We start from the raw sequence: 21,429 nt of genomic DNA, 5'->3' as shown, positions 1-21,429 counted from the left end.
CATCCGCGAGCGGCGTGCGCGGGCCTTCAGGTGCTGCCCGGCACGCCCACCCGGTCCGGTACCGCGCGCCCGAGGCCGCGCAGCCAGTCGTCCGGCGGATCGGGCCACCAGCGGCCCGACGGCAGGCGCGAAAGGACGGCCGCGACCGCCGCCGCGCTCGCTTTCGCCGGGATGACCCGGTTCGGCGAGACGCCGGCGAGCACGCCGAGCCACCAGTGCTTCCGGGTCTCCGGCAGGGATTCCGGGTCGAGCACGACGTAGTAGTCCGGCAGCTGGACGCTTCCCCGGCGCAGGGCGGCCAGCGTGGCCTCGACCGCGACCTCGAGCGTGCCCGGGGTGTCGGCGCGATCGAAGAAACCCGTCCACGCGGTCGCGAGATCGGCGAGCGGGTCGGCGTCGTGCACGACGTACGCGGCATGTGACTGCGCGACCAGTCCGCGCGCGGAATCCTCGTCCTTCACCGTCGCAGCGCGGACATTGGCCAGTCCTTCGAGGCGCGGCACGACCTTCTCGGCGTCGGTGCCCACGACGATCACCACGGTGCTGTTGGGCCTTGGCACGAAGCCAGCCTAACCCCCGGCCATGGCGCCCACGACGAGGAACGGCTCGTGCCCGCTGACGACCCGCTCGGGCAACGGCGCGTCGGGCGCTTCGTGCGAAAGATCCTCTTCGCAGGCGAAGAACCGCACGAAGGCCCGCCGTGCGTACGTCGACTGGTCGCGGATCGTCCCGCGCAGCATCGGGTACCGCGACTCCAGCTCGTCGAGCACGGCCCGCTGGGTGACCGGGCCGTCCAGCTCGATCTTCACCTCGCCGTCGATCCGCGCGAGGGTGCGCAGATGCGCCGGCAGCACCACGCGGATCATCGCAGCGTCTGGACTTCGACCGACAGGACCGCGGGCAGGTCGCGCACGATCGGCGCCCAGCTGTCCCCGGCGTCGCTGGAGGCGTACACCTGACCGCCGGTGGTGCCGAAGTACACCCCGCACTCGTCGAGCCGGTCCACCGCCATGGCGTCGCGCAGGACGTTGACGTAGCAGTTGGCCTGGGGCAGCCCCGCGGTCAGCGGCTCCCACTCATCGCCGCCGCTGCGGCTGCGGTACACGCGCAGCTTGCCCTCGGGCGGGAAGTGCTCGGAGTCGCTCTTGATCGGCACCACGTACACCGTGTCGGGCTCGTGCGCGTGCACGTCGATCGCGAAGCCGAAGTCCGTGGGCAGGTCCCCGCTGATCTCGCGCCAGTTCTCCCCGGCGTCGTCGGTGCGCATCACGTCCCAGTGCTTCTGCATGTACAGCGTGTCCGGGCGTTCGGGATGCTGCGCGAGCCGGTGCACGCAGTGCCCGACCTCGGCGTCGGGATCGGGAATGCCGTCGGACTGCAGGCCGTGGTTGATCGGCTGCCACGTCTTGCCCGTGTCGTCGCTGCGGAACGCGCCCGCGGCCGAGATCGCGGTGTAGATCCGCTCCGGGTCGCGCGGGTCGAGCTTGATCGTGTGCAGGCACATGCCGCCCGCGCCCGGCTGCCAGCTGGACCCCGAGCCGTGGGTGCGCAGTCCCGGCAGCTCCTGCCAGGACTGCGCACCGTCGACGGACCGGAACAGCGCGGCGTCCTCCACGCCGGCGTAGACCAGGTCCGGATCGGCCGGGGAGGGCTCCAGGTGCCAGACCCGGGCGAACTCCCACGGATGGGGGGTGCCGTCGTACCACTGGTGGGTGCCCGGCGTGCCCTCGTACTCGAACTTGTTGCCCATCGCCGTCCAGGTGCGGCCCCCGTCGTCGGACCGCTGGATCAGCTGGCCGAACCAGCTCGTGGTCTGCGACAGGAACAGCCGCCGCGGATCCGCGGGGGAGCCGGTGAAGTGGTAGATCTCCCAGCCGGGGAAGTGGGGCCCGTCGACCTCCCACTCCGCGCGGGTGCCGTCCGAGCTCAGCACGAACGCGCCCTTGCGGGTGCCGACCAGTACTCGTACGCCGCTCATCTCCCGCGCTCCTTCCACCTGGTGGTGCACCCAACCTAAGGGCCACGGGCGGTGAGCGTCTTCTCCAATCTTGCGCGGATCACCCCTTGCGCCAGGAGTCGTCGCCGAGCGCGCTCGCGCCCTGCGGCCCCATCAGCAGCATTCCGCCGTCGACGACGTAGGACGCGCCGGTCACGTAGCTCGCCGCGGGGGTGGTCAGGAACGCGACGACGGCGGCGACCTCGCGCGCGTCGCCGGTGCGGCCCAGCGGCACGCCCGGCCGCTGCTGCTCGCGCGGGTCGGCGTCGGTCTGGCCGGTCATCGGGGTCGAGATCTCGCCCGGCGCGACGGAGTTGACGGTGATGCCGTGCTCGGCGAGCTCGAGTGCGAGGACCTTGGTCAGCATGCCGACCCCGGCCTTGGCCGCGCAGTACGGCGCGGCGCCCACCCGGGGCGCGTGCTCGTGCACGCTGGTGATGTTCACGATCCGGCCGCCGGTGCCGGCGTCGATCATGCGGCGGGCGGCGCGCTGCGTGCAGACGAACGTCCCGTCGAGGTCGACGCCCACGACCTCGCGCCAGGTGTCGAAGTCCATCTCCATCGCGGGCGTCCTGGTGCCGGTACCGGCGCAGTTGACCAGCACGTCCACGCCGCCGAGTGCCTCGGCGAGCTCGTCGATGGCCGCGGCCGAGGTGGGCAGGTCGGTCAGGTCGAGCTTGCGGACCTCGGCGCGCGCGCCGAGGGAACGGACCTCCTCGGCGGTCTGCTGCGCGCCTTCGGCGTCGGAGTGGAAGGTGATGCCGACGTCGACCCCGCCACCGCCGAGGGCGACGGCGATCGCGCGGCCGATGCCGGAGTCGGAACCGGTCACGATCGCCCGGTAGGGCCGGCCCGCCTGGTCCTGGGGTAGGGGTGCGGTATGCGTCATGCCTCCCGCATACCCGTGGCCGGAGGGCTCAACCCCGTTGGTACGCCACGGGAACGCGGTCGTGGTGGCCGGGCCAGGACAGCTCGAACGACCAGCAGCCGGGGCGGGCAGATCGACCGTCGACGGGCCGTCCGGCACCTCGCGGGTCTCGGTTCGGCCGGAGCCAGCCAGTGTCGCGTCGATCCGCAACGGGCCGGTCGAGTCCTCTTCGGACACCCAGAGGATCTTGTTGTTCCGGTCGGGCGCGGATGGCACCTGCAGCGGGCGGGCGAACACCACGCCGAGGATCTCCCCTCGCGCGCCGAGCACGTACGGCACCGATTGGTCGGGCGGGCTGAAGCCGGTGCGGGCCCATTCGGGAAGGGGGCCGGTGGTGAGCGTGCAGGACGCCGCCGGGTCCGGGCCGGCCGGGGGAGCCGAACAGGCCGCGACGAGCAGGCAGCAGGCCGGCGCCGGGATGGGTCCGCGCATGGGCCCCCCCTCCCGGAGTGCCGTCGCGGACGAGCTCAGTCCGCGACGGCACTCCGGAAGGGCGCTTTCGCTCAGCCCACCGGGCCTTCGGCGAGGGTGACGCTCGCGGACTGCTGCTGCCCGGACTGGTCGAGCCAGCTCAGCGTGACCTTGTCGCCGGGGTGGAAGCCGTCCATCAGGGTGGTGAGCGTGGTGGCCGAGTCGACTGTCCGGCCGTTCACGCCGGTCAGCGTGTCACCTGCCGACAAGCCCGCTTGCGCGGCGGGAGCGCCGGCTACGGTCTGCCGGACGACTGCGCCCTGCCCGCTGTCGGACACCGAGACGCCCAGGAAGGCTGAGCCGCCGATGTGCACCGTCGAGGACGCGGTCTTCGCCTCGATCTGCTTGGCGATGCCCAGCGCCTGGTCGATCGGGATGGCGAAGCCGGTGCCGCCGGCGCTCTGGCCCTGGCGCTCACCCGTGCCGCCGGTGCCGCCGCGGCCGCCCCGGCCGCCGAACTGGTAGCCGGTGGAGGCGGCGGTGTTCATCCCGACGACCTGGCCGCCGCTGTTGGCGAGCGCGCCGCCGGAGTCGCCCGACTGGATGTTCGCGTTCACCTGGATGAGGCCCTGCAGCTGCTCGGAGCTGCCGCTCGACTCGTCGCTCGCGGTGATCGACTGGTTCAGCGCGGTCACGCTGCCGGGCGCGACGCTCGGGTCGCCGCCGGTGCCGCCGGCGTTGCCGATGCCGACGACCTTGTCGCCGACGGCGACCTTCGAGGAGTCGCCGGTGGTGACGGTGGCCAGACCGGAGGCGTTCTGCAGCTGCAGCACCGCGACGTCCTCGGTCCGGTCGTAGCCGACGACGGTCGCCTTGTAGGTCCGGCCGTTGCCGATGTCGGTGACCGAGATGCTGGTCGCGCCCTCGACGACGTGGTTGTTGGTGAGCACTTCGCCGTTCGGGCTGAGCACCATGCCGGTGCCCGCGGCCTGGGCGTTCTCGTAGCCGAGCGTCGTGTTGACGTCGACGAGCCCGGGGTCGACCTTGTCGGCGACGGCGTTCGCGTCGAGCGACTGGCTGCTGTTGCTGTTCTGGCCGGAGTTGCCCTGGGAGTACAGGTCGAGCGAGCGCGCCATGGGGGAGCGGTGGAGGCTGCCGACCAGGAACGCGGACCCGACGAGCGCGGTGAGGAGGACCGCGCCGAGCACGAGGCCGAGGGTGCGCAGCGGGCCGGGCTGGCTGGGCCTCGGCTGCGGCGGTGGCGGCGGGTAGTAGCTCATGTGACCAGTGAACGCCCGGGGGCTGAGAGGCGGCTGCGGCGCAACCATGAAAAACCTGAGAAGTGCGGGCGCGCAGGCGGGCCTTGCGGGTGCCCAGGACAATGCTCTCGTGACGGTCGTTCGCTCGGTGGGGCTCTTCGTGCTCGCGGCGTTGTTCGAGATCGGCGGGGCGTGGCTGGTCTGGCAGGGGGTGCGCGAACACCGGGGCTGGGTGTGGGCCGGCGGGGGAGTGGTGGCGCTCGGGGTCTACGGGTTCGTCGCCACGCTGCAGCCCGACGCGCACTTCGGCCGGATCCTCGCCGCCTACGGCGGGGTGTTCGTCGCCGGGTCGCTGGTGTGGGGCGTCGTCGCGGACGGGTACCGGCCCGACCGGTTCGACCTGCTCGGCGCGCTCATCTGCCTCGCCGGGATGGCGGTGATCATGTACGCCCCGCGCTGAGCGCGCTCAGGCGACGCTCGTCAGGTAGGCCTCCGCCTTGTCGGGCTCGAAGAACCAGTCCGCCATGTCCGGCGGGTTGTTGAAGCCGTTCGCGAAGCGGTTGGCCACCTTCTGGTTCGTCTGCGCCACGCCGAGGATCTTCTGGATGTGCTCGGGGGGCGGCACGAGCATCGTGTTCGTCAGCCGCGTCACGTGCTGGGCGTACTCCCAGTACGTGTCGAAGGTGGTCTGCATCCACTCGCGGTCGAACGGTTTGTCCCCGTGCTCCAGGATGCTCGCGAGGTAGGACTCGGCACACTTCGCGGCGTTGTTGGCGCCCTGACCGCTCACCGGGTCGTTCGCCACCACCACGTCCGCCATGCCCAGCACCAGTCCACCCGAGGGCAGCTCGCCGACCGGGTGCCGCACCACCGGGGCGTACCCGCCGGTGAGGACGCCCTTCGAGTCGGTGATCTCCGCGTTGCGGTAGCGCTCGTACTCCCACGGAAGGTACTGCTTGAACAGCTCCAGGTGCCGCCGGAACTGCTCGTCGGCGGCGGGCCGGTCCGAGAACACGTCCAGGGGGCCGCCGGGAATCCCGGACACGTAGAGGATCTGGCACGGGCCGGACAGCGTGTAGCCGGGAATCGAGATGTGCTCGCCGATCCCGGGCACCAGGTTCACCCACACGTCCACGGCGCCCGGCGTCTCCGGCCGGGACTCCGTACCGTGCACATAGGACACCGACAGCGCGCGTTGCGGCTTGCTGAAAGGGGATCGCGACGGGTCGCGGTCGAACAGCTGGACCAGCTCGCCCTTGCCGGCCGCCACGATCACCAGGTCGTACATCCGCGCGAGCGAGTTGAGGTCGGCGGTGGTCACCCCGTGGATGATCACGTTGCCGCCGCGGTCCTCCAGCAGCTCCAGCCAGGTGGACATCTTCACCCGCTGGTCTATCGACTGCGCGGGGCCTGCCTCCCACTTGCCCAGCCAGTTGAGCGCGCGCTCGCCGTCCGGGCCCGGCATCGAGACGCCCTGGCCCCCGGCCGCGGGAGCCACGTCGTCCCACAGGTTCAGCCCGTGCTTGCGCTCGATGCTCAGCGAGTCCGCGAACATGCACTGGGTCGAGGTGACCCAGCCGCCGCGGATCTCGTCGGGCGTCTTCGCCGACATCAGCGTCACGTCGTAGTCGTGGGCCCGCAGGGTCAGGGCCAGCTGCAGCCCGGACTGCCCGGCACCGACGATCAGGATTCTACGCATGAGAAAGCCCTTTCCGAGACCGCGGTGATCTTACCCCCGGGCGGCGCCGGCTACGAGGGAATGCCCAGACCGGTGAGGTATTCGTCGGCCTTCACCGGGTCCAGGAACCAGTGCTGGTAGTCGGTCGGGTCGGAGAAGCCGTTGACGAACCTGCGGGCCACCTCGTCGTTGGCCTGTGCCGCACCGAGGATCCGCTGCACGTGCGGTGGCGGCGGCTGCAGCATCGCGTTGGTCCAGGCCGTCGAGTGCTGCGCGTTCTCCCAGTAACTGTCGAACGTGGCCTGCATCCATTCGCGGTCGAACGGTTTGTCCCCGTGCGCGAGTATACTGTCCAAATAGGACGCCGCGCACTTGGACGCGTTGTTCGAGCCCTGCCCGGTGATCGGGTCGTTGGCCACCACGACGTCGGCCATGCCCAGCACGAACGCACCCGAGGGCAGCTCCCCGACCGGACGGCGCACGACGGGCGTGTAGCCGCCGGCGAGCGTGGCCTTCGCATCGGTCAGTTCCGCGTTGCGGCAGCGCTCGTACTCCCACGGCATGTACTGCCGGATCAGCCCGAGCATGCGGTCGAGGAACTCCTGCGGTCCTGGCTGGTCGCCCCAGCAGTCGAGCGGGCCGCCGGGGATCCCTTCGAAGAACAGGATGTCGCAGTTCCCGCTCAGGGTGTACGCGGGGATCATGAACAGCTCGCCCGCGCCCGGTGCGATGTTGAACCGCACGCCGGGTGAGTCCGGGTGCTCCGGCCGCGGCCCGACACCGTGCACGTACGCCACGGACAGCGCGCGTTGCGGCTGTGTGTAGGGGGACCGGGAGGGGTCGCGGTCGAACAGCTGGACCAGCTCGCCCTTGCCCGCCGCCACGATCACGAGGTCGTAGTGCTGGGGCAGCGCGTCGAGGTCGGCGGTGGTGACGCCGTGGATGACGACCTTCCCGCCGCGGGACTCCAGCAGCTCCAGCCAGCCCGCCATCTTGACGCGCTGGTCCACCGACTGCGCGTAGTGGTCGAGGCGGCCGAACCAGTCCATCACCCGGTCGCCGTCGGGGCCGCCGATCGAGACGCCCAGCCCCTCGATGCGCACCGTGCCCTTCTCCCACAGGTTGATCCCGTGGTCGCGCTCGTGCTGCAGCGCCTGGTGGAACATGGCCTGGGTGGACATCACCCGGCCACCGCGGATCTCCTCGGGCGTGCGGGCCGACATCACTGTCACGTCGTAGTCGTGCTCCCGCAGGGTGAGCGCCAGCTGCAGGCCGGACTGGCCGGCACCCACGATCAGGACCTTAGGCATTCGCGCGAATCCTCCCGGACTCCGAAACCTCCGCCAGCGAGAGCGTGTGGGACACCAGTTCCTGCAGGGCCGCGACGGCGGACGCGGGCTTGCGCGCGTCGCACGTGATCAGCGGGATCTCGGGCCGCAGGGCGAGCGCCTCCCGGACCTCGGCGAGGTCGTGGGCGAGCTCGCCGTCGAACAGGTTGACCGCCACGATGAACGGCAGCTCCGAATCGTTCTCGAAGTAGTTGATGGCAGCAAAGGACTGGTCGAGCCTGCGGGTGTCGACCAGCACGATCGCGCCGAGCGCGCCGCGCGAGAGGTCGTCCCACAGGAACCAGAACCGCGACTGGCCCGGCGTGCCGAACAGGTACAGCATCAGGTCCGGGTACAGCGAGATCCGGCCGAAGTCCATCGCGACTGTGGTGGTGGTCTTGGTGCCGTCGGGCGGCAGGTCGTCGACGCCTTCGCTCGCCTCGGTCATCCAGGCCTCGGTGTTGAGCGGGGGAACCTCGGACACCGACCCGACGAGCGTCGTCTTACCGACGCCGAACCCGCCGGCGACCACGATCTTCGCGGAGATCGTGAGCAGGCCGGGATCAGACGGGAAGCTGCTTGAGCCCATTGAGGATCCTCTCGAGCACGTTCCGATCATGGTGGTACGCGTGTGCGGTCGGGTGGATGAACACCGCGCCCTGTGCGGCCAGGTCGCTCACCAGCACCCGCACGACACCCAGCGGGATGGACAGCAGGGACGACAGCTCGGCGATCGACACCTGCGACCGGGCGCGTTCGTAGAGCGCCTTCGACTCGGGCATCAGCTTGTCCGACAGCGCCGGATCGTAGCGGGGCACCGAGATCAGGGTCTCCACCAGCAGCTGGTGCCGGCCACGCGTGCGCCCGCCGGTGAGCGTGTACGGGCGGATCCGCTTGCTGCGCGGCTTCTTCACCGCCTGGCCCGGGCCCGGATCTTGGGACATCGTGATCACTTCCTTTTCGGGCAGTGCCTGGCTATCCGAGCGGGCGGCGGGCCGTGAGCACGCGACGCAGATCGGCGCGTGTCTCGGGGGTCAGCGCGTGTCCCGCGCTGGTGACGAACTGGGTCATCTCGTAGGCGACGACCTTCATGTCGCAGTCGGAGCCGGTCAGCACGGCCAGGCCCGCCCCGGTGTCGATGCCCATGAACAGGAAGTAGCCCTGCGAGAGCCGGATGATGATCTGCTCACAGCTGCCCTTGTCGAACAGGCTCGCGCTGTTGCCCGCGAGGCTGAGCAGGCCGCTGGCGATCGCCGCGAGCTGCTCGCTCTCGGTGGTGGTCATGGCGTCCGACGCGGTGAGCGGGAACCCGTCGGAGGACATGATCAGGGCGTGGCTGACGCCGTGCACCTTGCGGACGAAATCGTTGATCAGCCAGGAGAAGTCCTGGTCGGGCTGCCGGTGGTCGCTCGACGTCACTGCTGCTTTCCCTCGCCTGCATCCGTGTCGTGCTGGTCCTGCTGGTCCTCCCTGGCGGCACGCTCCCCGTCGGAGAACGCGCCGAGGTCGGCGAGCAGCTTGTCGTGCCCGGCCTTGCGGTCCGCGTCGGTGTCGGCCGTCGGCGCGGGCGGGGCCTGGTGGCCGTTGGGGCCCTTGATGCTGTGCGAGACCCGGCGGGGCAGCCCGCTGGGCGTGGTGCCGCCGATGACCGGCTCGGCGGGCGGCCGGGGCCGCGGCGACGGCGGCACGGGTGGCGCCGTGGCGGTCGCGCTGCGCTTGGGCAGGCCCGAGGCCATCGCGTGCGCAGGCGTCTCGGGGGAGAAGGAGCTCGCGCCCTCGCCGCCGGCCGCCGGGAAGCTCACCGTCTGCGCGCCGGACCAGCTGGCCTCGGGCAGCTCGCTGACGACCGGGGCCGGCAGCAGCACCGAGGCGGTGGTGCCGTGCGGGACACGGCGGTCCAGCCACACCTTCAGCTCGTGCCGGGCGGCCAGCCGGCGCACCACGGCGAGGCCCATGTGCCGGACCGCCGAGTCGTCGAGGACCGGCACGTCGGCGAGGCGGTCGTTGAGCTCGTGCAGCCGCTCCGGCGGCAGGCCGATGCCCTCGTCCTCGATCCGCACCAGCACGCTGCCCTGCTCGGTCAGATGCGCGCTGACGCGCACCGGGGCGTTGGGCGGCGAGGACTTCGTCGCGTTGTCCAGCAGCTCGGCCACCAGCCGGCTCAGGTCCTCGGCGGCGAAGCCGACGACGCCGAGCGAGACGACGCGGCCGATCGTGACGCGCGAGTAGTGGTCGATCGAGGACATGGCCGCGCGGATCACGTCGACGAGCGAGGAGGTCTCCGGTGCCGAGTCGCTGGCGTCGCGCCCGGCGAGCACCCGCAGGTTCTCCGCGTTGCGCCGCAGCCGGGCGGCCAGGTGGTCGAGGTTGTAGAGCTCGGCCAGCCGGTCGGTGTCCTCCTCCTTGGACTCCATCTCCTCCAGCTGGGAGAGCAGGGAGTCGACCAGGTTGAGGTCGCGCAGCGCCACGTTGGCGCAGATCGCGGCCAGCGTGTCGCCGGTGGCGACGGGTTCGGTGCGCTCCGGGGCGGGCTCGAGCACGAGCGGTGACCGGGGCGGTGGGTGCTGGGGGGTGTTGAGGAACTGTGCCGCCGCTTCACGTGAGCGGTCCAGCAGTGCTCGCGACCGGATGAGCAGTTCCCGAGCCCGCGTAGCCATGTACTACCACTGCTTTCTCGTCGCATACGGGTCTCTGACACCCGGCGCGGTGACCTCCCCGACCTCGGTCCCGCTCCGGCTGCATCATGCAATCAGACACTGGCCGCCGTGTCCAGCCAGTGACAATTTATCTACTCAGCGTATATGCCGGAATTACTTACAGCGCTCGGAGTAAGCGCTTACACCAGCTGCACGTCGTGCCGCGTCCAACCGCCGTCACCGATGCGCACCGTCGTGCGCGTGGGCGAGTAGCTGGTCGCGACCACGGTATACGTGCCGGGATCGAGGTCGTGGAAGGAGTAACGGCCCGACTCGTCGGCGACGGTGGTCCGCACGACGTGCCCGCCGTCGTCGAGCAAGGTGACGGTCACGGTGGGTCGCGGGTGGTCGGGCACGTTCACCGAGCCCCGGATCACCGCGCCGTCGGCCAGCTCCACGTCCTGCTGCGCGGCACCGGTCTCGCCGGTGGTCACCGCGGCCGCGGTCGGCCGGTAGCCGGACGCGTTGACCGCGAGGACGTACGTGCCGGCCGGCAGGGACGTGAAGGCGTATTCGCCGCTGGGGCCGGACAGCCGGGAGTCGACGACGTCGCCGCGCGCGTCGGTGAGGGTGACCGCGGCGTCCATGATCGGTACGCCGGTCGTCGCCGCGCGGACCACGCCGCGCAGCCCGCCCGAGCCGCGCAGGGCGATCTCGAGCCGGACCGGCGAGCCGGTGACCGTGACGGTGGCGGCCTCGGGCTGGTGCGCGGGTGCGGACGTGATCAGCACGTACGCGCCCGCGCCCGGTGCCGCGAGCCGGAAGCGGCCGGTCTCGTCGGCGGCGGTGCGGCCGGTCTGGCGGCCCGCCGAGTCGACGAGGGTGACCGCGGCCCGGGGGATGGGCGCGCCGTCGGTGTCGGAGACGCGTCCGGCGACCTCGACGGCGTGCCGGTTCTGCTGCGGGATCCCGTTGTCCGTCACGACGCGGTTTCCGCTCGTGCGCCGGAGGCCAGGTCCACGTCGACGTTCGCGGACTCACCCGTGGTGAGGTCCACCTGCCGCACCGCGGGCTCGTACAGGCTCGTGACGACGGTGTACTCGCCGGGCTCGAGGTCGCGTAACTCGTACTCGCCGTCGGCGCCGGTGAGCGCCATGGCGACCGGGTGGCCCTGGCTGTCGCTGACGGTCACCGTCGCGTTGGCCAGGCCGTGCCCGTCCGGGCCGGTGACCGTGCCGTGCAGCACGCCGACGGCCTCGACCAGGAGCTCGACCTCGGCGGGCTCCGCCGCGCCGGCGAGCACGGTCACCGCGTGCGGGCGGTGGTTGTCGACGTTCGCCGTGATGGTGACCTCGCCCGCGGGCAGGCCGGTGAGCAGGAACTTGCCGTCGTGCGCGGTGCTGGTCTGGCCGACCACCTGGCCGCTCGCGTCGGTGGCGAGCACCGCGGTGTGCTCGACCGGCAGACCGCCGGAGCGCCGGACGGTGCCGGCGACGACGCCGCCGCCGAGGATCACGAAGTCGTGCACCGCGCCGAAGCCGTTGACGGTGACCGAGGCCGCGGCGGGCTGGAAGCCCGGTGCGGTCACGATCAGCGTGTAGGTGCCGGTGGCGACCCCGTCGAGGGCGTAGGCACCGGTCTCGTCCGCGCGGGCGCGGCCGATCTGCATGCCGTCCACCCCGGTCACGGTGATCACCGCGCCGCTGACCCCGGAACCCGCGGGTGTGCGCAGGTGACCGCTGATCTCACCGGGCCGTCCCGGCGCGCGCACCGGGCGCCGTGGCGCGGCTTGCCCGCCTGCGACGTTCACCAGCTCGCCGGCCTCCGCGGCCAGTTCGGAGCCCACCGACTCCTGCGGCACCCCGGCCGTCGCCGGCTTCGGCTTGCCGACCAGCCACGAGGCCACGGCGGCGACGACGCAGACGACGATCGCGAACCAGAACGCGGCGGTGAGACCGTCGGAGAACGGCTGCGAGATCAGGTTCGGGAAGAAGCTGCGGCCGGTGAGGAACGAGGCCTGGTCGGGCGGCAGCTGGCCCAGCACCGGCCCGAGCAGCTGCTGGATCGGGTTGTAGCCCAGGAACGCCGCGAACAGCACCCCGACCGGCGGCAGCGCGGCGATCCCGTTCGCCGCGGCGGCGGGCACGCCGTGCGCGGTGAGGCCCTGCTGCAGCGCCGAGGGCAGGTGGTTGGACAGCCCGGCGATCATCAGGCTGAAGAAGAAGCCGATCGAGAGCACCATCGCGGAGTTCTGGAAGGTGGCCGTCATACCGGCGCCGGCACCGCGGGCGTTCGCGGGCAGGCTGTTCATCACGTCGGCCCGGTTCGGTGAGGCGAACAGGCCCATGCCGAGTCCGTTGAGCAGCAGGATCGCCGCGAAGGCCCAGTAGCTGAAGTTGACCGGCAGCATCTCCAGCAGCAGGAAGCTCACCGCGGTCGCGATCATGCCCGCCGTCGCCAGCGCGCGGCCGCCGATCCGGTCGGTGACCACGCCCGAGATCGGTGCGGCGATGAGGAAGCCGACCGTCATCGGCAGCATGTAGATACCCGCCCACAGGGGCGTCTGCTCGAAGCTGTAGCCGTGCTGGGGCAGCCAGATGCCCTGCAGCCAGATGATCAGCACGAACTGCAGCCCGCCGCGGCCGAGCGAGGCGAGCAGGTTCGCCGCGTTGCCGAAGCTGTACGCGCGGATCTTGAACAGTGACAGGTTGAACAGCGGGTTGGCGACCCTGGTCTCGATGATCCCGAAGATGATCAGCACGACCGCGCCGCCGATGAGGCAGGAGAGCACGAACGGGCTGGTCCAGCCCATGGTGTGGCCGCCGTAGGGCTGGATGCCGTAGGTGATGCCGACGAGCAGGGCGATCAGGCCCACCGCGAAGGTGACGTTGCCCCACCAGTCCATCTTGGCGCGGTGGCGCTCACTGGTGTCGTGCAGCTTGAGGTAGGCCCAGATGGTGCCGAAGATGCCGAACGGCACCGAGACGAGGAAGACCAGCCGCCACTCGACCGGGCCGAGCAGCCCGCCGATGACCAGGCCGAGGAACGAGCCCGCGATCGCGGCGACACCGTTGATGCCCAGGGCCAGACCGCGCTGGCGGACCGGGAAGGCGTCGGTGAGGATGGCGCTGGAGTTGGCCATCAGGAACGCGCCGCCGATGCCCTGGACCACCCGCCAGCCGATCAGCCAGATCGCGGCGGTACTCCCGTCCATCCAGGTGACCGCGAGCAGGACCGAGGAGATCGCGAAGACCGCGAAGCCGAGGTTGTACATCCGGACGCGGCCGTACATGTCGCCCAGCCGCCCGAAGCCCACCACCAGCACGGCGGTGACGACGAGGAAGCCCATCATCATCCACAGCAGGTAGCTGGTGTTGCTCGACTCGAGCGGGTTGATGTGGATGCCGCGGAAGATGTCGGGCAGCGCGATGAGCACGATCGAGGAGTTGATCGTGGCCATCAGCATGCCGAGCGTCGTGTTCGACAACGCGATCCACTTGTACCGCGGGCCGAGCTCGTCGACCGACCAGGTGCGCTTGTGCCGGCGCGGTTCGACCGGGGCGTCCACCGTCTGCTGGGCAGACTGCACTTCCATCACTCCAACCAGGGAAGCTCACGTCGCCATTGACCTAAGAGGAAAATTAGTTGACCTATGCTAACTGATTTTCCCCCGATAGGGCGACAAGGCTCACCGATTGAGATGACGTGATCCATGTCGCAGCAGACACGGCGGGTCAGCGCGCGATGCGCCGCAGCAGCTCGATCAGGGTGGCGCGCTCGCCGGCGTCGAGCGGGGCGAAGGCCTCGTCCTCGACCTTCAGCGCCACCTCCGTCGCCTGGTCGAACGTCTTCTCGCCCACGCCGGTGAGCACCACTAGCCGGGTGCGCCGGTCCTCCGGGTGCGGGTCGCGGCGGACGAGGCCCGCCCGCTGCAGGTCGTCCACGAGTGCCACGACCGCGCTCGGGTCGATGCCCAGCAGGTCGCCGAGCTCTCGCTGGGACAGCCCGCCGTGCTCCGCGGCCGCCATCAGCACGGTGAAGTGCCGGGTGCGCAGGCCGAACGGCTCGAGCGCCCGGTTGACCGCCCGGATGGCCTTGCCCCCCGCGCGCGCCAGCAGGAACCCCGCGTCCGTGTCGAGCGTGGGGCGGGTGCCGTTCCCCGAAGTGCCGATGACTCCTCCTCCCCGTGAGCTGCGAGCCCATTCTGCCAGCAAACCACATGACGGAAACAATGGTTGACAGTTATAACGATTGTTGAGTACATCTACTTCTCGGCAGAACGTTCGACGAGGAGGCTCGACCCATGGACCTGACCGGCAAGGTCGCGATCGTGACGGGCAGCGGGCGCGGCCTCGGCCTCGCCTACGCCAGGGAGCTCGCCGCGAACGGCGCGAAGGTCGTGGTCAACGACGTGGACGCGGACGCCGCCGAGGCGGCGGCCAAGGAGGTCGGCGGGGTCGCCGAGGTCGGTGCGGTGGGCGGCACCACGCTGGCCGAAGCGCTCGTGCGCCGCGCGGTCGGGGAGTTCGGCCGGCTCGACGTGCTGGTCACCAACGCGGGCGTGCTGCGCGACAAGGTGCTGTGGAAGATGACCGACGACGACTTCGACACGGTCGTCGACGTGCACCTGCGCGGCACCTTCACCTGCGCCCGCGCGGCCGTGCGGCGGATGCGCGAGCAGGGCGAGGGCGGCAGGCTGATCCTGGTCGGCTCCCCGGCCGGGCAGCGCGGCAACTTCGGGCAGACCAACTACTCCGCGGCCAAGGCCGGCATCGTCGGGTTCGCGCGGACCTGGTCGATGGAGCTGGCCAGGGCGCGGATCACCGTGAACGCGGTCGTCCCGGTCGCCGCCACCGCGATGACCGAGACCATTCCCGGGCTCAAGGGCTACGTCGACGCGCTGCGAGCCGGTGAGCCGGTGCCGTCGTTCGCGCGCAGGGCGCTGGCGTTCGGCACACCCGAGGACGCCGCCGGGCTCGTGGCGTTCCTCGCCTCCGACGCGGCCGCCGGCGTCACCGGGCAGGCCATCGGCATCGGCGGTGACCGGCTCTCGCTGTGGTCGCATCCGAAGCAGGTCGCCGCCGCCTACGCCGAGGGTGGCTGGAGTGCGGACGCGATCGCCGAAGCGTGGCCCACGACGGTCGGCGCCGAGCTCGAGACCGTGGGCGAGAACCTGCCGGCTGAATAAGGAGAAGATCGTGGATCACCAGCAACTCGACGCGATCGACGTGCACGTGCACATCGAGACCGACGAGCACGGGCACCTGTCGCTGCCCGACGACTTCCTCGAGGCGGCTTCGAAGCACTTCGGCGCCGGCACGAAACGACCGACCCTGGACGAAATCGCCGCGTACTACCGGGAACGCCGGATCGGTGCGGTGGTGTTCACGGTGGACATCGAGTACTTCAGCGGGCATCAGGCGCTGTCGAACGAGGAGATCGCCGAAGGCGCCGCGAAGCACTCCGACGTGCTGATCCCGTTCGCCAGCATCGACCCGCACAAGGGCAGGGCGGGCGCGCGGCGGCTGCGGCGGCTCGTCGAGGACCACGGCGTGCGCGGGCTGAAGTTCCACCCGAGCATCCAGGACTTCGCGCCGGACGACGGCACCGCCGACCCGCTGCTCGAAGTGGCGCAGGAGTACGGCATCCCGGCGTTGTTCCACACGGGACAGACCGGCATCGGCGCGAACATGCCCGGCGGCGGGGGAGTGCGGCTGTCGCTGTCCAACCCGATGCTGCTCGACGACGTCGCCGTGCGGTTCCCGGACCTGACGATCATCATGGCGCACCCGTCGTTCCCCTGGCAGGACGAGGCGCTCGCCGTCGCGACGCACAAGCCCAACGTCTACATCGACCTGTCGGGCTGGTCGCCGAAGTACTTCCCGCCGCAGCTGGTGCGCTATGCGAACTCCTTGCTGCAGGACAAGGTGCTGTTCGGTTCGGACTACCCGCTCATCACCCCGGACCGGTGGCTCGCGGACTTCGCGAAGCTCGACCTGAAGCCGCACGTGCGGCCGAAGATCCTCAAGGACAACGCGGTGCGGGTGCTGAAGCTGGAGGAGACGGCGTGAGGGCCACGTTCGAGGAGCTGAAGAAGCTCGCAGGCACGGATCTGGGCACCAGTGGGTGGAAGACGGTGAGCCAGGACCGGATCGACACCTTCGCCGACGCCACCGACGACCACCAGTGGATCCACGTCGACGTCGAGAAGGCGAAGCAGGGCCCCTTCGGCGGGCCCATCGCGCACGGTTACCTGACGCTGTCCCTGGTCATTCCACTGTGGACGGAGCTGCTCGACGTCGAGGACGTCACCACGAAGGTCAACTACGGCCTGAACAAGGTGCGCTTCCCCGCACCGGTGGCCGCCGGCGCCCGGATCCGGGCGGCAGGCAGGCTCGCCGACGTCGAGGAGGTCGCCGGCGACGGCCTCCAGATCACCGCGGATCTCGTGGTCGAGATCGAGGGTGCGGGCAAGCCGGCCTGCGTCGCACAGCTACTCGCCCGCTTCTACCGCTAGTTCCCGCTGCTCGGACTTCAGTGAGGAGTCGAGTGATGCTCCACCGCAGCCCGCTTCCCGACATCGAGATCCCGGACGTGACGCTCACCGAGTACGTGATCGGCGGCGCGCGGCGGTACGGGGACAAACCCGCCCTGGTCGACGGCCGCACCGGGGAGAGCATCACCTACGCCGAGCTGCGGTCGTCGGTGTACGCGACGGCGGCCGGGCTCGCCGCGCGCGGGGTGGGTCCCGGCGACGTCGTCGCGTTGATGAGCCACAACCAGCCGCGGTACGCGGTCGCGCTGCACGCCGTGATCGCGACCGGGGCCGCGGTCACCCCGGTCAACCCGGTGCTGACCGTGCCGGAGGTGACCAGGCAGCTGCTCGCCGCCAAGGCGAAGATGCTGATCGCCTCGGACGAGGCGAGGGACAAGGCACGCGAGGCCGCGGCCGGCGCCGGCGTCGAGGACGTGCTCGCCCTGACCGCGCTGCCCACCGGCGGCACCCCGCCCGCGCCGCGGCCGGACCCGGCCACGACGGTCGCGGTGCTGCCGTTCTCCAGCGGCACCACCGGAACGGCGAAGGGCGTCCGGCTCACCCACCGCAACCTCGTGGCCAACCTCGCCCAGACCCGGGCCGGCTGGCGCGTCGGCCCGCAGGACGTGCAGGCGGCGGTGCTGCCCTTCTTCCACATCTACGGGCACACGATCATCCTCAACTCGGGCCTGCTCGGCGGGGCCACCGTCGTCACGCTGCCGCGGTTCGAGCTCGCCGAGTACCTGCGGACGCTGGCGGGGCACCGCGTGACGCGCGCCTACTTCGCCCCGCCCATGGTGCTCACCCTGGCCACCGCGCCCGAGGTCGACGACTACGACCTCTCGTCGCTGCGGTACGCGTTGTGCGGCGCGGCGCCGCTGGACGTGGAAGTGACCGAGCGGGCGGAGAAACGCCTGGGATGCCTGATCCGGCAGGGCTACGGCATGACCGAGGCGAGCCCGGGCACGCACCAGGTGTTCGACGACGCCTTCGCCACGACCCCGCCGGGCAGCATCGGCGTGCTCTCGCCGAACACCGAGGCCCGGCTGGTCCGGCCCGGCACCGACGAGGACGTCGCGGCGGGCGAGACCGGTGAGCTGCTCGTCCGCGGCCCGCAGGTGATGGCCGGGTACCTGGACGACCCGGCGGCGACGGCGGCGACGGTCACCGACGGCTGGCTGCACACGGGCGATCTGCTGCGCGTCGACGCCGACGGCGTGTTCTGGGTGGTCGACCGGCTCAAGGAGCTCATCAAGTACAAGGGCTACCAGGTCGCGCCCGCGGAGCTGGAGTCGGTGCTGCTGACCCATCCCGACGTGCTCGACGCCGCCGTCGTCGGCGTGCCGCACGCCGAGGGCGGGGAGGCGCCGAAGGCCTTCGTGGTGACCGCGCGCCCGGTCGACGCGGACGCGCTCATGGCATTCGTCGCCGAGCGCGTCGCGCCCTACAAGAAGGTGCGGTTCGTCGAGTTCGTCGGCGAGATCCCCAAGTCCCCGACCGGGAAGATCCTGCGGCGGCTCCTCAAATAAGTTTTCAGCAGCTGAAAAGACTGCTGGTCGCGGCGGTGTGGCGGCGGCGACAGTGAAACCGTCGCATCTACCCCCAGAGGAGCCGCAGATGAGTTCGTTCGTGCGTAACCAGTGGTACGTGGCGGCCTACGGCAAAGAGGTCGGGCGCGAGCTGCTGGCCCGTACGATCCTCGGCGAGCCGATCGTGTTCTACCGCACCGAGGCCGGCGAGGTCGTGGGCCTGGCCGACCGCTGCGTGCACCGCCGCTACCCGCTGTCCGAGAGCCGCCTCGACGGCGACAAGGTCGTGTGCGGATACCACGGGTTCACCTACGACCAGGGCGGGACGTGCGTGTTCGTGCCCGGACAGGCCCGGATCCCGCGCACCGCACGGGTGCCCGCGTACCCGGTCGTCGAGCAGGACTCCTTCGTGTGGGTGTGGATCGGCGAGAAGGACCTGGCGGACCCGGGGCTGATCCCGCGGGCGCCGTGGCTGGCCGACCCCGCCTACACCACGGTGGGCGGGCTGGAGCCGCTCAAGGCGCGGTACGAGCTGCTGGTGGACAACCTGCTCGACCTCTCGCACGAGACCTACCTGCACGGCGGCTACATCGGCACGCCGGAGGTCGCGGACACGCCGATCACCACCGAGGTCGACGAAGAGCACCGGATCCTCTACGTCAGCCGCCACATGGACGACGCGGCCTGCCCGCCGTTCTACGCGAAGTCGACGGGCGTCGAGGGCCGCATCACGCGCTGGCAGGACATCGAGTACCACCCGCCGTGCCTGTACCTGCTGCACAGCCGGATCGCGCCGGTGGGCGTGCTGCCCGAGCCCGACGGCAGCGACCCGAACGGCTTCCACGTCGAGGTCGTCTACGCGATCACCCCGGAGACCGAGAGCAGCACCCACGACTTCTGGGCCGTGGCAAGGGACTTCGCGCTGGAGGACCAGGGCGTGACGGACTTCCTCGCCGAGAACAACCGCACCGTGGTGCTCCAGGACGTCGAGGCGCTCGACATCCTGGAGCAGGTCATCCAGGCCGAGCCCGAGGGCTACCAGGAGCTGTCGGTGAACATCGACACCGGCGCACTGGCCGCGCGCCGCATCCTCAAGAAGATGGCGGGCGAAGCGGCGAAGGTCCCCGCGAAATGACCGGCCGCGTGCAGATGCTGCACGGCGACACCGTGTACCGCGTCCACTGGAAGCTCGGTACCGACGTGCTCGTCGGCGTCTGCCACTGCGGCGCCGAGCACGAGTCGGAGGACCCGGTCGAGCTGTGGGAGTGGCTGCTGGGCCATCCCGACGGCCACGCGCCGCGGCCCGCACCGCCCGCACCCGAACGACACCTCGCAGGAGTTTCATGAGTGCCCCGACCACGCCGCGGACCGAGCTGGAGCTCGACGTCCTGCTGGCCCGCAAGGAAGTCCTCGCCGACGGCGTGCTGCGGCTGACGCTGCGCCACCCCGAGGGCGAGCCGCTGCCGCCGTGGGAGCCGGGCGCGCACCTGGATCTGGTGCTGCGCCCGGACCTGGTGCGCCAGTACTCGCTGTGCGGCGACCCCGCGGACCGGTCGGTCCTGCAGGTCGCCGTGCTGCGCGAGCCCGGCGGGCGCGCCGGTTCGCGGCACGTGCACGAAGCGCTCGCCGACGGGGACCGGCTGCGGATCCGCGGTCCCCGCAACCACTTCCCGCTCGTGGACGCGCCGCGGTACCTGTTCATCGCCGGCGGGATCGGCATCACGCCGATCGTGCCGATGATCGCCGCGGCGCAGGCGCGCGGCGCGGACTGGCGGCTGGTCTACGGTGGACGGTCGCGCGGTTCGATGGCCTTCCGCGAGGAACTGTCCGAGCGCTACGGCGACCGCGTCGGCGTCTTCCCGCAGGACGAGACCGGCCTGCTCGACCTGGACACGTTGCTGGGCGAGCCGCGGGCGGGCACCGCGGTCTACTGCTGCGGCCCCGAGCCGCTGCTCGCCGCGGTCGAACAGCGTTGTGCCGCCTGGCCTTCCGGCGCGCTGCACGTCGAGCGGTTCTCCCCGAAGGAGGGCGCCGACGACGGCGAGAAGGTCACGTTCGAGGTCGAGCTGGCGCAGTCGGGCGTGACGATCACCGTGCCGGCGGACTACTCGATCCTGCACGCGGTCGAGGAGGCCGGGATCACCGTGCTCTCGTCGTGCCAGGAGGGCACCTGCGGCACCTGCGAGACCACCGTGCTGGAAGGGGTGCCGGACCACCGTGACTCGCTGCTGACCGAGGAGGAGCAGGCCGCGAACGACACCATGATGATCTGCGTGTCGCGCTGCCGGGGGCCTAAGCTTGTCCTGGACCTGTAGAGAGCCGAGGTGAGGCGTGCGCACCGGCGAGGACAGTGTGGTCCCGAACCGCTCGGTCACCAGCAAGGTGCTCGCGCTGCTCGACGCGTTCACCCCGGCGAGCCCGGCGCTGACGCTGTCCGAGCTGGCCCGCCGTGCCGGGATCTCACTGGCCACCGCGCACCGGCGGGCCGCCGAGCTGGTCGCCTGGGGCGCGCTCGAACGCGGCGCCGACGGCCGCTACCGGATCGGGCTGCGGCTGTGGGAGGTCGCCTCGCTCGCCCCGCGCGGGCTCGGTCTGCGTGAGGCCGCGATGCCGTTCCTGGAGGACCTCTACGAGGTGACCCGCGAGAACGTGCAGCTCGCCGTGCGCGAGGGCCTCGAGCTGGTGTTCGTGGAGCGCATCGCGGGGCGGCACGCGGTGCCGGTGCTGACCAGGGTGGGCGGCCGGTTCGCACTGCACGCCACCGGCGTCGGCCTGGTGCTGCTCGCGCACGCCCCGGCGCAGGTGCAGGAGGAGATCCTGGGCGCGCCGCTGCACGCGTTCACCGAGAAGACCGTCACCGGCTCCACCCAGCTGCGGGAGACGCTCGCGGCCGTGCGGCGCAACGGGTACGCGGTCAGCTACGGGCAGGTCACCACCGACAGCGTGTCGGTGGCGGCGCCCATCACCGGGGCGGACGGCACGGTCCTCGCCGCGGTGTCACTCGTCGTCCGCGCGCAGGGCGCGGAACCGGCGGCGCTGGCGCCGCTGGTGCAGACCGCCGCGCGGGGTATCGCGCGGGCACTGGGGCACGGGCTTCCGCAGTAGACACAACGGAGTGAGGAGCGGACG

General features: G+C 71.1%; 23 protein-coding genes. 9 read left to right on the top strand and 14 right to left on the bottom strand.

All coding sequences use genetic code 11. The features are described from left to right. Window positions 1-26: 26 nt before the first annotated feature. From LWP59_RS21810 to LWP59_RS21790, 5 genes are all read right to left on the bottom strand, one after another. Window positions 27-560 (bottom strand): hypothetical protein, encoded by a 534-nt coding sequence (locus tag LWP59_RS21810; RefSeq protein WP_144644652.1) that lies wholly within the window; start codon window positions 558-560, stop codon window positions 27-29. A 9-nt stretch (window positions 561-569) separates the two neighbouring features. Continuing rightward, window positions 570-866: a MoaD/ThiS family protein gene (locus LWP59_RS21805; protein WP_144644654.1), complete on the bottom strand. Its 297-nt coding sequence runs from the start codon at window positions 864-866 to the stop codon at window positions 570-572. Continuing rightward, window positions 863-1,978 (bottom strand): WD40/YVTN/BNR-like repeat-containing protein, encoded by a 1,116-nt coding sequence (locus LWP59_RS21800; protein WP_144644657.1) that lies wholly within the window; start codon window positions 1,976-1,978, stop codon window positions 863-865. Before LWP59_RS21800 ends, LWP59_RS21805 begins: the two co-directional genes overlap by 4 nt. Before the next feature lie 79 nt (window positions 1,979-2,057). Then, window positions 2,058-3,356 (bottom strand): SDR family oxidoreductase, encoded by a 1,299-nt coding sequence (locus LWP59_RS21795; RefSeq protein WP_229857219.1) that lies wholly within the window; start codon window positions 3,354-3,356, stop codon window positions 2,058-2,060. 71 nt (window positions 3,357-3,427) lie between these two features. Then, window positions 3,428-4,615 carry a S1C family serine protease gene (locus LWP59_RS21790; protein WP_229857220.1) on the bottom strand — a complete coding sequence of 396 codons (1,188 nt, stop codon included), beginning with the start codon at window positions 4,613-4,615 and terminating at the stop codon, window positions 3,428-3,430. A gap of 109 nt (window positions 4,616-4,724) precedes the next feature. Here LWP59_RS21790 and LWP59_RS21785 point away from each other — a divergent pair, with 109 nt between their 5' ends. Further along, window positions 4,725-5,054 carry a YnfA family protein gene (locus LWP59_RS21785; RefSeq protein WP_191334773.1) on the top strand — a complete coding sequence of 110 codons (330 nt, stop codon included), beginning with the start codon at window positions 4,725-4,727 and terminating at the stop codon, window positions 5,052-5,054. 6 nt (window positions 5,055-5,060) lie between these two features. Here the strand turns inward: LWP59_RS21785 and LWP59_RS21780 are convergent, their stop codons facing one another. From LWP59_RS21780 to LWP59_RS21740, 9 genes are all read right to left on the bottom strand, one after another. After that, window positions 5,061-6,293: a styrene monooxygenase/indole monooxygenase family protein gene (locus LWP59_RS21780; RefSeq protein ID WP_144642179.1), complete on the bottom strand. Its 1,233-nt coding sequence runs from the start codon at window positions 6,291-6,293 to the stop codon at window positions 5,061-5,063. A 50-nt stretch (window positions 6,294-6,343) separates the two neighbouring features. Next, on the bottom strand, window positions 6,344-7,582 hold the full coding sequence (locus LWP59_RS21775) for a styrene monooxygenase/indole monooxygenase family protein (RefSeq protein WP_144642180.1): 1,239 nt from the start codon (window positions 7,580-7,582) through the stop codon (window positions 6,344-6,346). Next, on the bottom strand, window positions 7,575-8,189 hold the full coding sequence (locus tag LWP59_RS21770) for a GTP-binding protein (RefSeq protein ID WP_144642181.1): 615 nt from the start codon (window positions 8,187-8,189) through the stop codon (window positions 7,575-7,577). Before LWP59_RS21770 ends, LWP59_RS21775 begins: the two co-directional genes overlap by 8 nt. Further along, window positions 8,164-8,544, bottom strand: a complete 381-nt coding sequence (locus tag LWP59_RS21765) for a DUF742 domain-containing protein (protein WP_144642182.1) — start codon at window positions 8,542-8,544, stop codon at window positions 8,164-8,166. Before LWP59_RS21765 ends, LWP59_RS21770 begins: the two co-directional genes overlap by 26 nt. Window positions 8,545-8,575: 31 nt before the next feature. Beyond that, window positions 8,576-9,019: a roadblock/LC7 domain-containing protein gene (locus tag LWP59_RS21760; protein ID WP_144642183.1), complete on the bottom strand. Its 444-nt coding sequence runs from the start codon at window positions 9,017-9,019 to the stop codon at window positions 8,576-8,578. Beyond that, window positions 9,016-10,257 (bottom strand): sensor histidine kinase, encoded by a 1,242-nt coding sequence (locus tag LWP59_RS21755; protein ID WP_144642184.1) that lies wholly within the window; start codon window positions 10,255-10,257, stop codon window positions 9,016-9,018. The genes LWP59_RS21760 and LWP59_RS21755 overlap by 4 nt, the downstream gene beginning before the upstream one ends. Window positions 10,258-10,436: 179 nt before the next feature. Next, window positions 10,437-11,219, bottom strand: a complete 783-nt coding sequence (locus tag LWP59_RS21750) for an MSCRAMM family protein (RefSeq protein WP_229857221.1) — start codon at window positions 11,217-11,219, stop codon at window positions 10,437-10,439. After that, window positions 11,216-13,831, bottom strand: a complete 2,616-nt coding sequence (locus LWP59_RS21745; protein ID WP_186383381.1) for an MFS transporter — start codon at window positions 13,829-13,831, stop codon at window positions 11,216-11,218. The genes LWP59_RS21750 and LWP59_RS21745 overlap by 4 nt, the downstream gene beginning before the upstream one ends. Before the next feature lie 139 nt (window positions 13,832-13,970). Then, on the bottom strand, window positions 13,971-14,450 hold the full coding sequence (locus LWP59_RS21740) for a MarR family winged helix-turn-helix transcriptional regulator (RefSeq protein WP_229857222.1): 480 nt from the start codon (window positions 14,448-14,450) through the stop codon (window positions 13,971-13,973). Between the two features lie 89 nt (window positions 14,451-14,539). Between LWP59_RS21740 and LWP59_RS21735 the strand changes: the two genes are divergently transcribed. The 8 genes from LWP59_RS21735 to LWP59_RS21700 all read left to right on the top strand — a co-directional run bounded on the left by LWP59_RS21735 (window position 14,540) and on the right by LWP59_RS21700 (window position 21,405). Continuing rightward, window positions 14,540-15,424 (top strand): SDR family NAD(P)-dependent oxidoreductase, encoded by an 885-nt coding sequence (locus LWP59_RS21735; RefSeq protein WP_144642185.1) that lies wholly within the window; start codon window positions 14,540-14,542, stop codon window positions 15,422-15,424. Window positions 15,425-15,434: 10 nt separating this feature from the next. Next, the gene (locus LWP59_RS21730; protein ID WP_144642186.1) at window positions 15,435-16,307 is read left to right on the top strand and encodes an amidohydrolase family protein; all 873 of its coding nucleotides are present in this window, start codon (window positions 15,435-15,437) and stop codon (window positions 16,305-16,307) included. Further along, complete coding sequence (locus tag LWP59_RS21725; RefSeq protein ID WP_144642187.1) at window positions 16,304-16,753, top strand: MaoC family dehydratase; 450 nt, start codon at window positions 16,304-16,306, stop codon at window positions 16,751-16,753. Before LWP59_RS21730 ends, LWP59_RS21725 begins: the two co-directional genes overlap by 4 nt. A gap of 35 nt (window positions 16,754-16,788) precedes the next feature. Beyond that, window positions 16,789-18,300, top strand: coding sequence for an AMP-binding protein (locus tag LWP59_RS21720; protein ID WP_144642188.1), 1,512 nt, complete (start codon window positions 16,789-16,791; stop codon window positions 18,298-18,300). A gap of 88 nt (window positions 18,301-18,388) precedes the next feature. Further along, a complete protein-coding gene (locus LWP59_RS21715) occupies window positions 18,389-19,435 on the top strand; it encodes an aromatic ring-hydroxylating dioxygenase subunit alpha (RefSeq protein WP_144642189.1) in 1,047 nt (348 codons plus the stop codon). Next, window positions 19,432-19,647, top strand: coding sequence for a hypothetical protein (locus LWP59_RS21710; RefSeq protein ID WP_144642190.1), 216 nt, complete (start codon window positions 19,432-19,434; stop codon window positions 19,645-19,647). The genes LWP59_RS21715 and LWP59_RS21710 overlap by 4 nt, the downstream gene beginning before the upstream one ends. After that, on the top strand, window positions 19,644-20,615 hold the full coding sequence (locus LWP59_RS21705; protein ID WP_144642191.1) for a PDR/VanB family oxidoreductase: 972 nt from the start codon (window positions 19,644-19,646) through the stop codon (window positions 20,613-20,615). The genes LWP59_RS21710 and LWP59_RS21705 overlap by 4 nt, the downstream gene beginning before the upstream one ends. A 16-nt stretch (window positions 20,616-20,631) precedes the next feature. Then, window positions 20,632-21,405 carry an IclR family transcriptional regulator gene (locus tag LWP59_RS21700; RefSeq protein WP_229857223.1) on the top strand — a complete coding sequence of 258 codons (774 nt, stop codon included), beginning with the start codon at window positions 20,632-20,634 and terminating at the stop codon, window positions 21,403-21,405. The last annotated feature ends 24 nt before the right edge of the window (window positions 21,406-21,429 follow it).

Origin of the sequence: Amycolatopsis acidiphila, from assembly GCF_021391495.1 — a bacterium.
GTDB lineage: Bacteria > Actinomycetota > Actinomycetes > Mycobacteriales > Pseudonocardiaceae > Amycolatopsis_E > Amycolatopsis_E acidiphila.
The sequence above is the reverse complement of the archived record's forward strand: the minus strand, read 5'-3'. Positions and strand labels throughout refer to the sequence as shown.

What these genes read in the sequence shown, in the direction of transcription:
- LWP59_RS21805 (WP_144644654.1), bottom strand. Translation starts at nt 866, where the DNA reads ATGATCCGCGTGGTGCTGCCGGCGCATCTGCGCACCCTCGCGCGGATC.
- LWP59_RS21800 (WP_144644657.1), bottom strand. Translation starts at nt 1,978, where the DNA reads ATGAGCGGCGTACGAGTACTGGTCGGCACCCGCAAGGGCGCGTTCGTG.
- LWP59_RS21795 (WP_229857219.1), bottom strand. Translation starts at nt 3,356, where the DNA reads ATGCGCGGACCCATCCCGGCGCCGGCCTGCTGCCTGCTCGTCGCGGCC.
- LWP59_RS21790 (WP_229857220.1), bottom strand. Translation starts at nt 4,615, where the DNA reads ATGAGCTACTACCCGCCGCCACCGCCGCAGCCGAGGCCCAGCCAGCCC.
- LWP59_RS21780 (WP_144642179.1), bottom strand. Translation starts at nt 6,293, where the DNA reads ATGCGTAGAATCCTGATCGTCGGTGCCGGGCAGTCCGGGCTGCAGCTG.
- LWP59_RS21775 (WP_144642180.1), bottom strand. Translation starts at nt 7,582, where the DNA reads ATGCCTAAGGTCCTGATCGTGGGTGCCGGCCAGTCCGGCCTGCAGCTG.
- LWP59_RS21770 (WP_144642181.1), bottom strand. Translation starts at nt 8,189, where the DNA reads ATGGGCTCAAGCAGCTTCCCGTCTGATCCCGGCCTGCTCACGATCTCC.
- LWP59_RS21765 (WP_144642182.1), bottom strand. Translation starts at nt 8,544, where the DNA reads ATGTCCCAAGATCCGGGCCCGGGCCAGGCGGTGAAGAAGCCGCGCAGC.
- LWP59_RS21755 (WP_144642184.1), bottom strand. Translation starts at nt 10,257, where the DNA reads ATGGCTACGCGGGCTCGGGAACTGCTCATCCGGTCGCGAGCACTGCTG.
- LWP59_RS21745 (WP_186383381.1), bottom strand. Translation starts at nt 13,831, where the DNA reads ATGGAAGTGCAGTCTGCCCAGCAGACGGTGGACGCCCCGGTCGAACCG.
- LWP59_RS21735 (WP_144642185.1), top strand. Translation starts at nt 14,540, where the DNA reads ATGGACCTGACCGGCAAGGTCGCGATCGTGACGGGCAGCGGGCGCGGC.
- LWP59_RS21720 (WP_144642188.1), top strand. Translation starts at nt 16,789, where the DNA reads ATGCTCCACCGCAGCCCGCTTCCCGACATCGAGATCCCGGACGTGACG.
- LWP59_RS21715 (WP_144642189.1), top strand. Translation starts at nt 18,389, where the DNA reads ATGAGTTCGTTCGTGCGTAACCAGTGGTACGTGGCGGCCTACGGCAAA.
- LWP59_RS21710 (WP_144642190.1), top strand. Translation starts at nt 19,432, where the DNA reads ATGACCGGCCGCGTGCAGATGCTGCACGGCGACACCGTGTACCGCGTC.
- LWP59_RS21705 (WP_144642191.1), top strand. Translation starts at nt 19,644, where the DNA reads ATGAGTGCCCCGACCACGCCGCGGACCGAGCTGGAGCTCGACGTCCTG.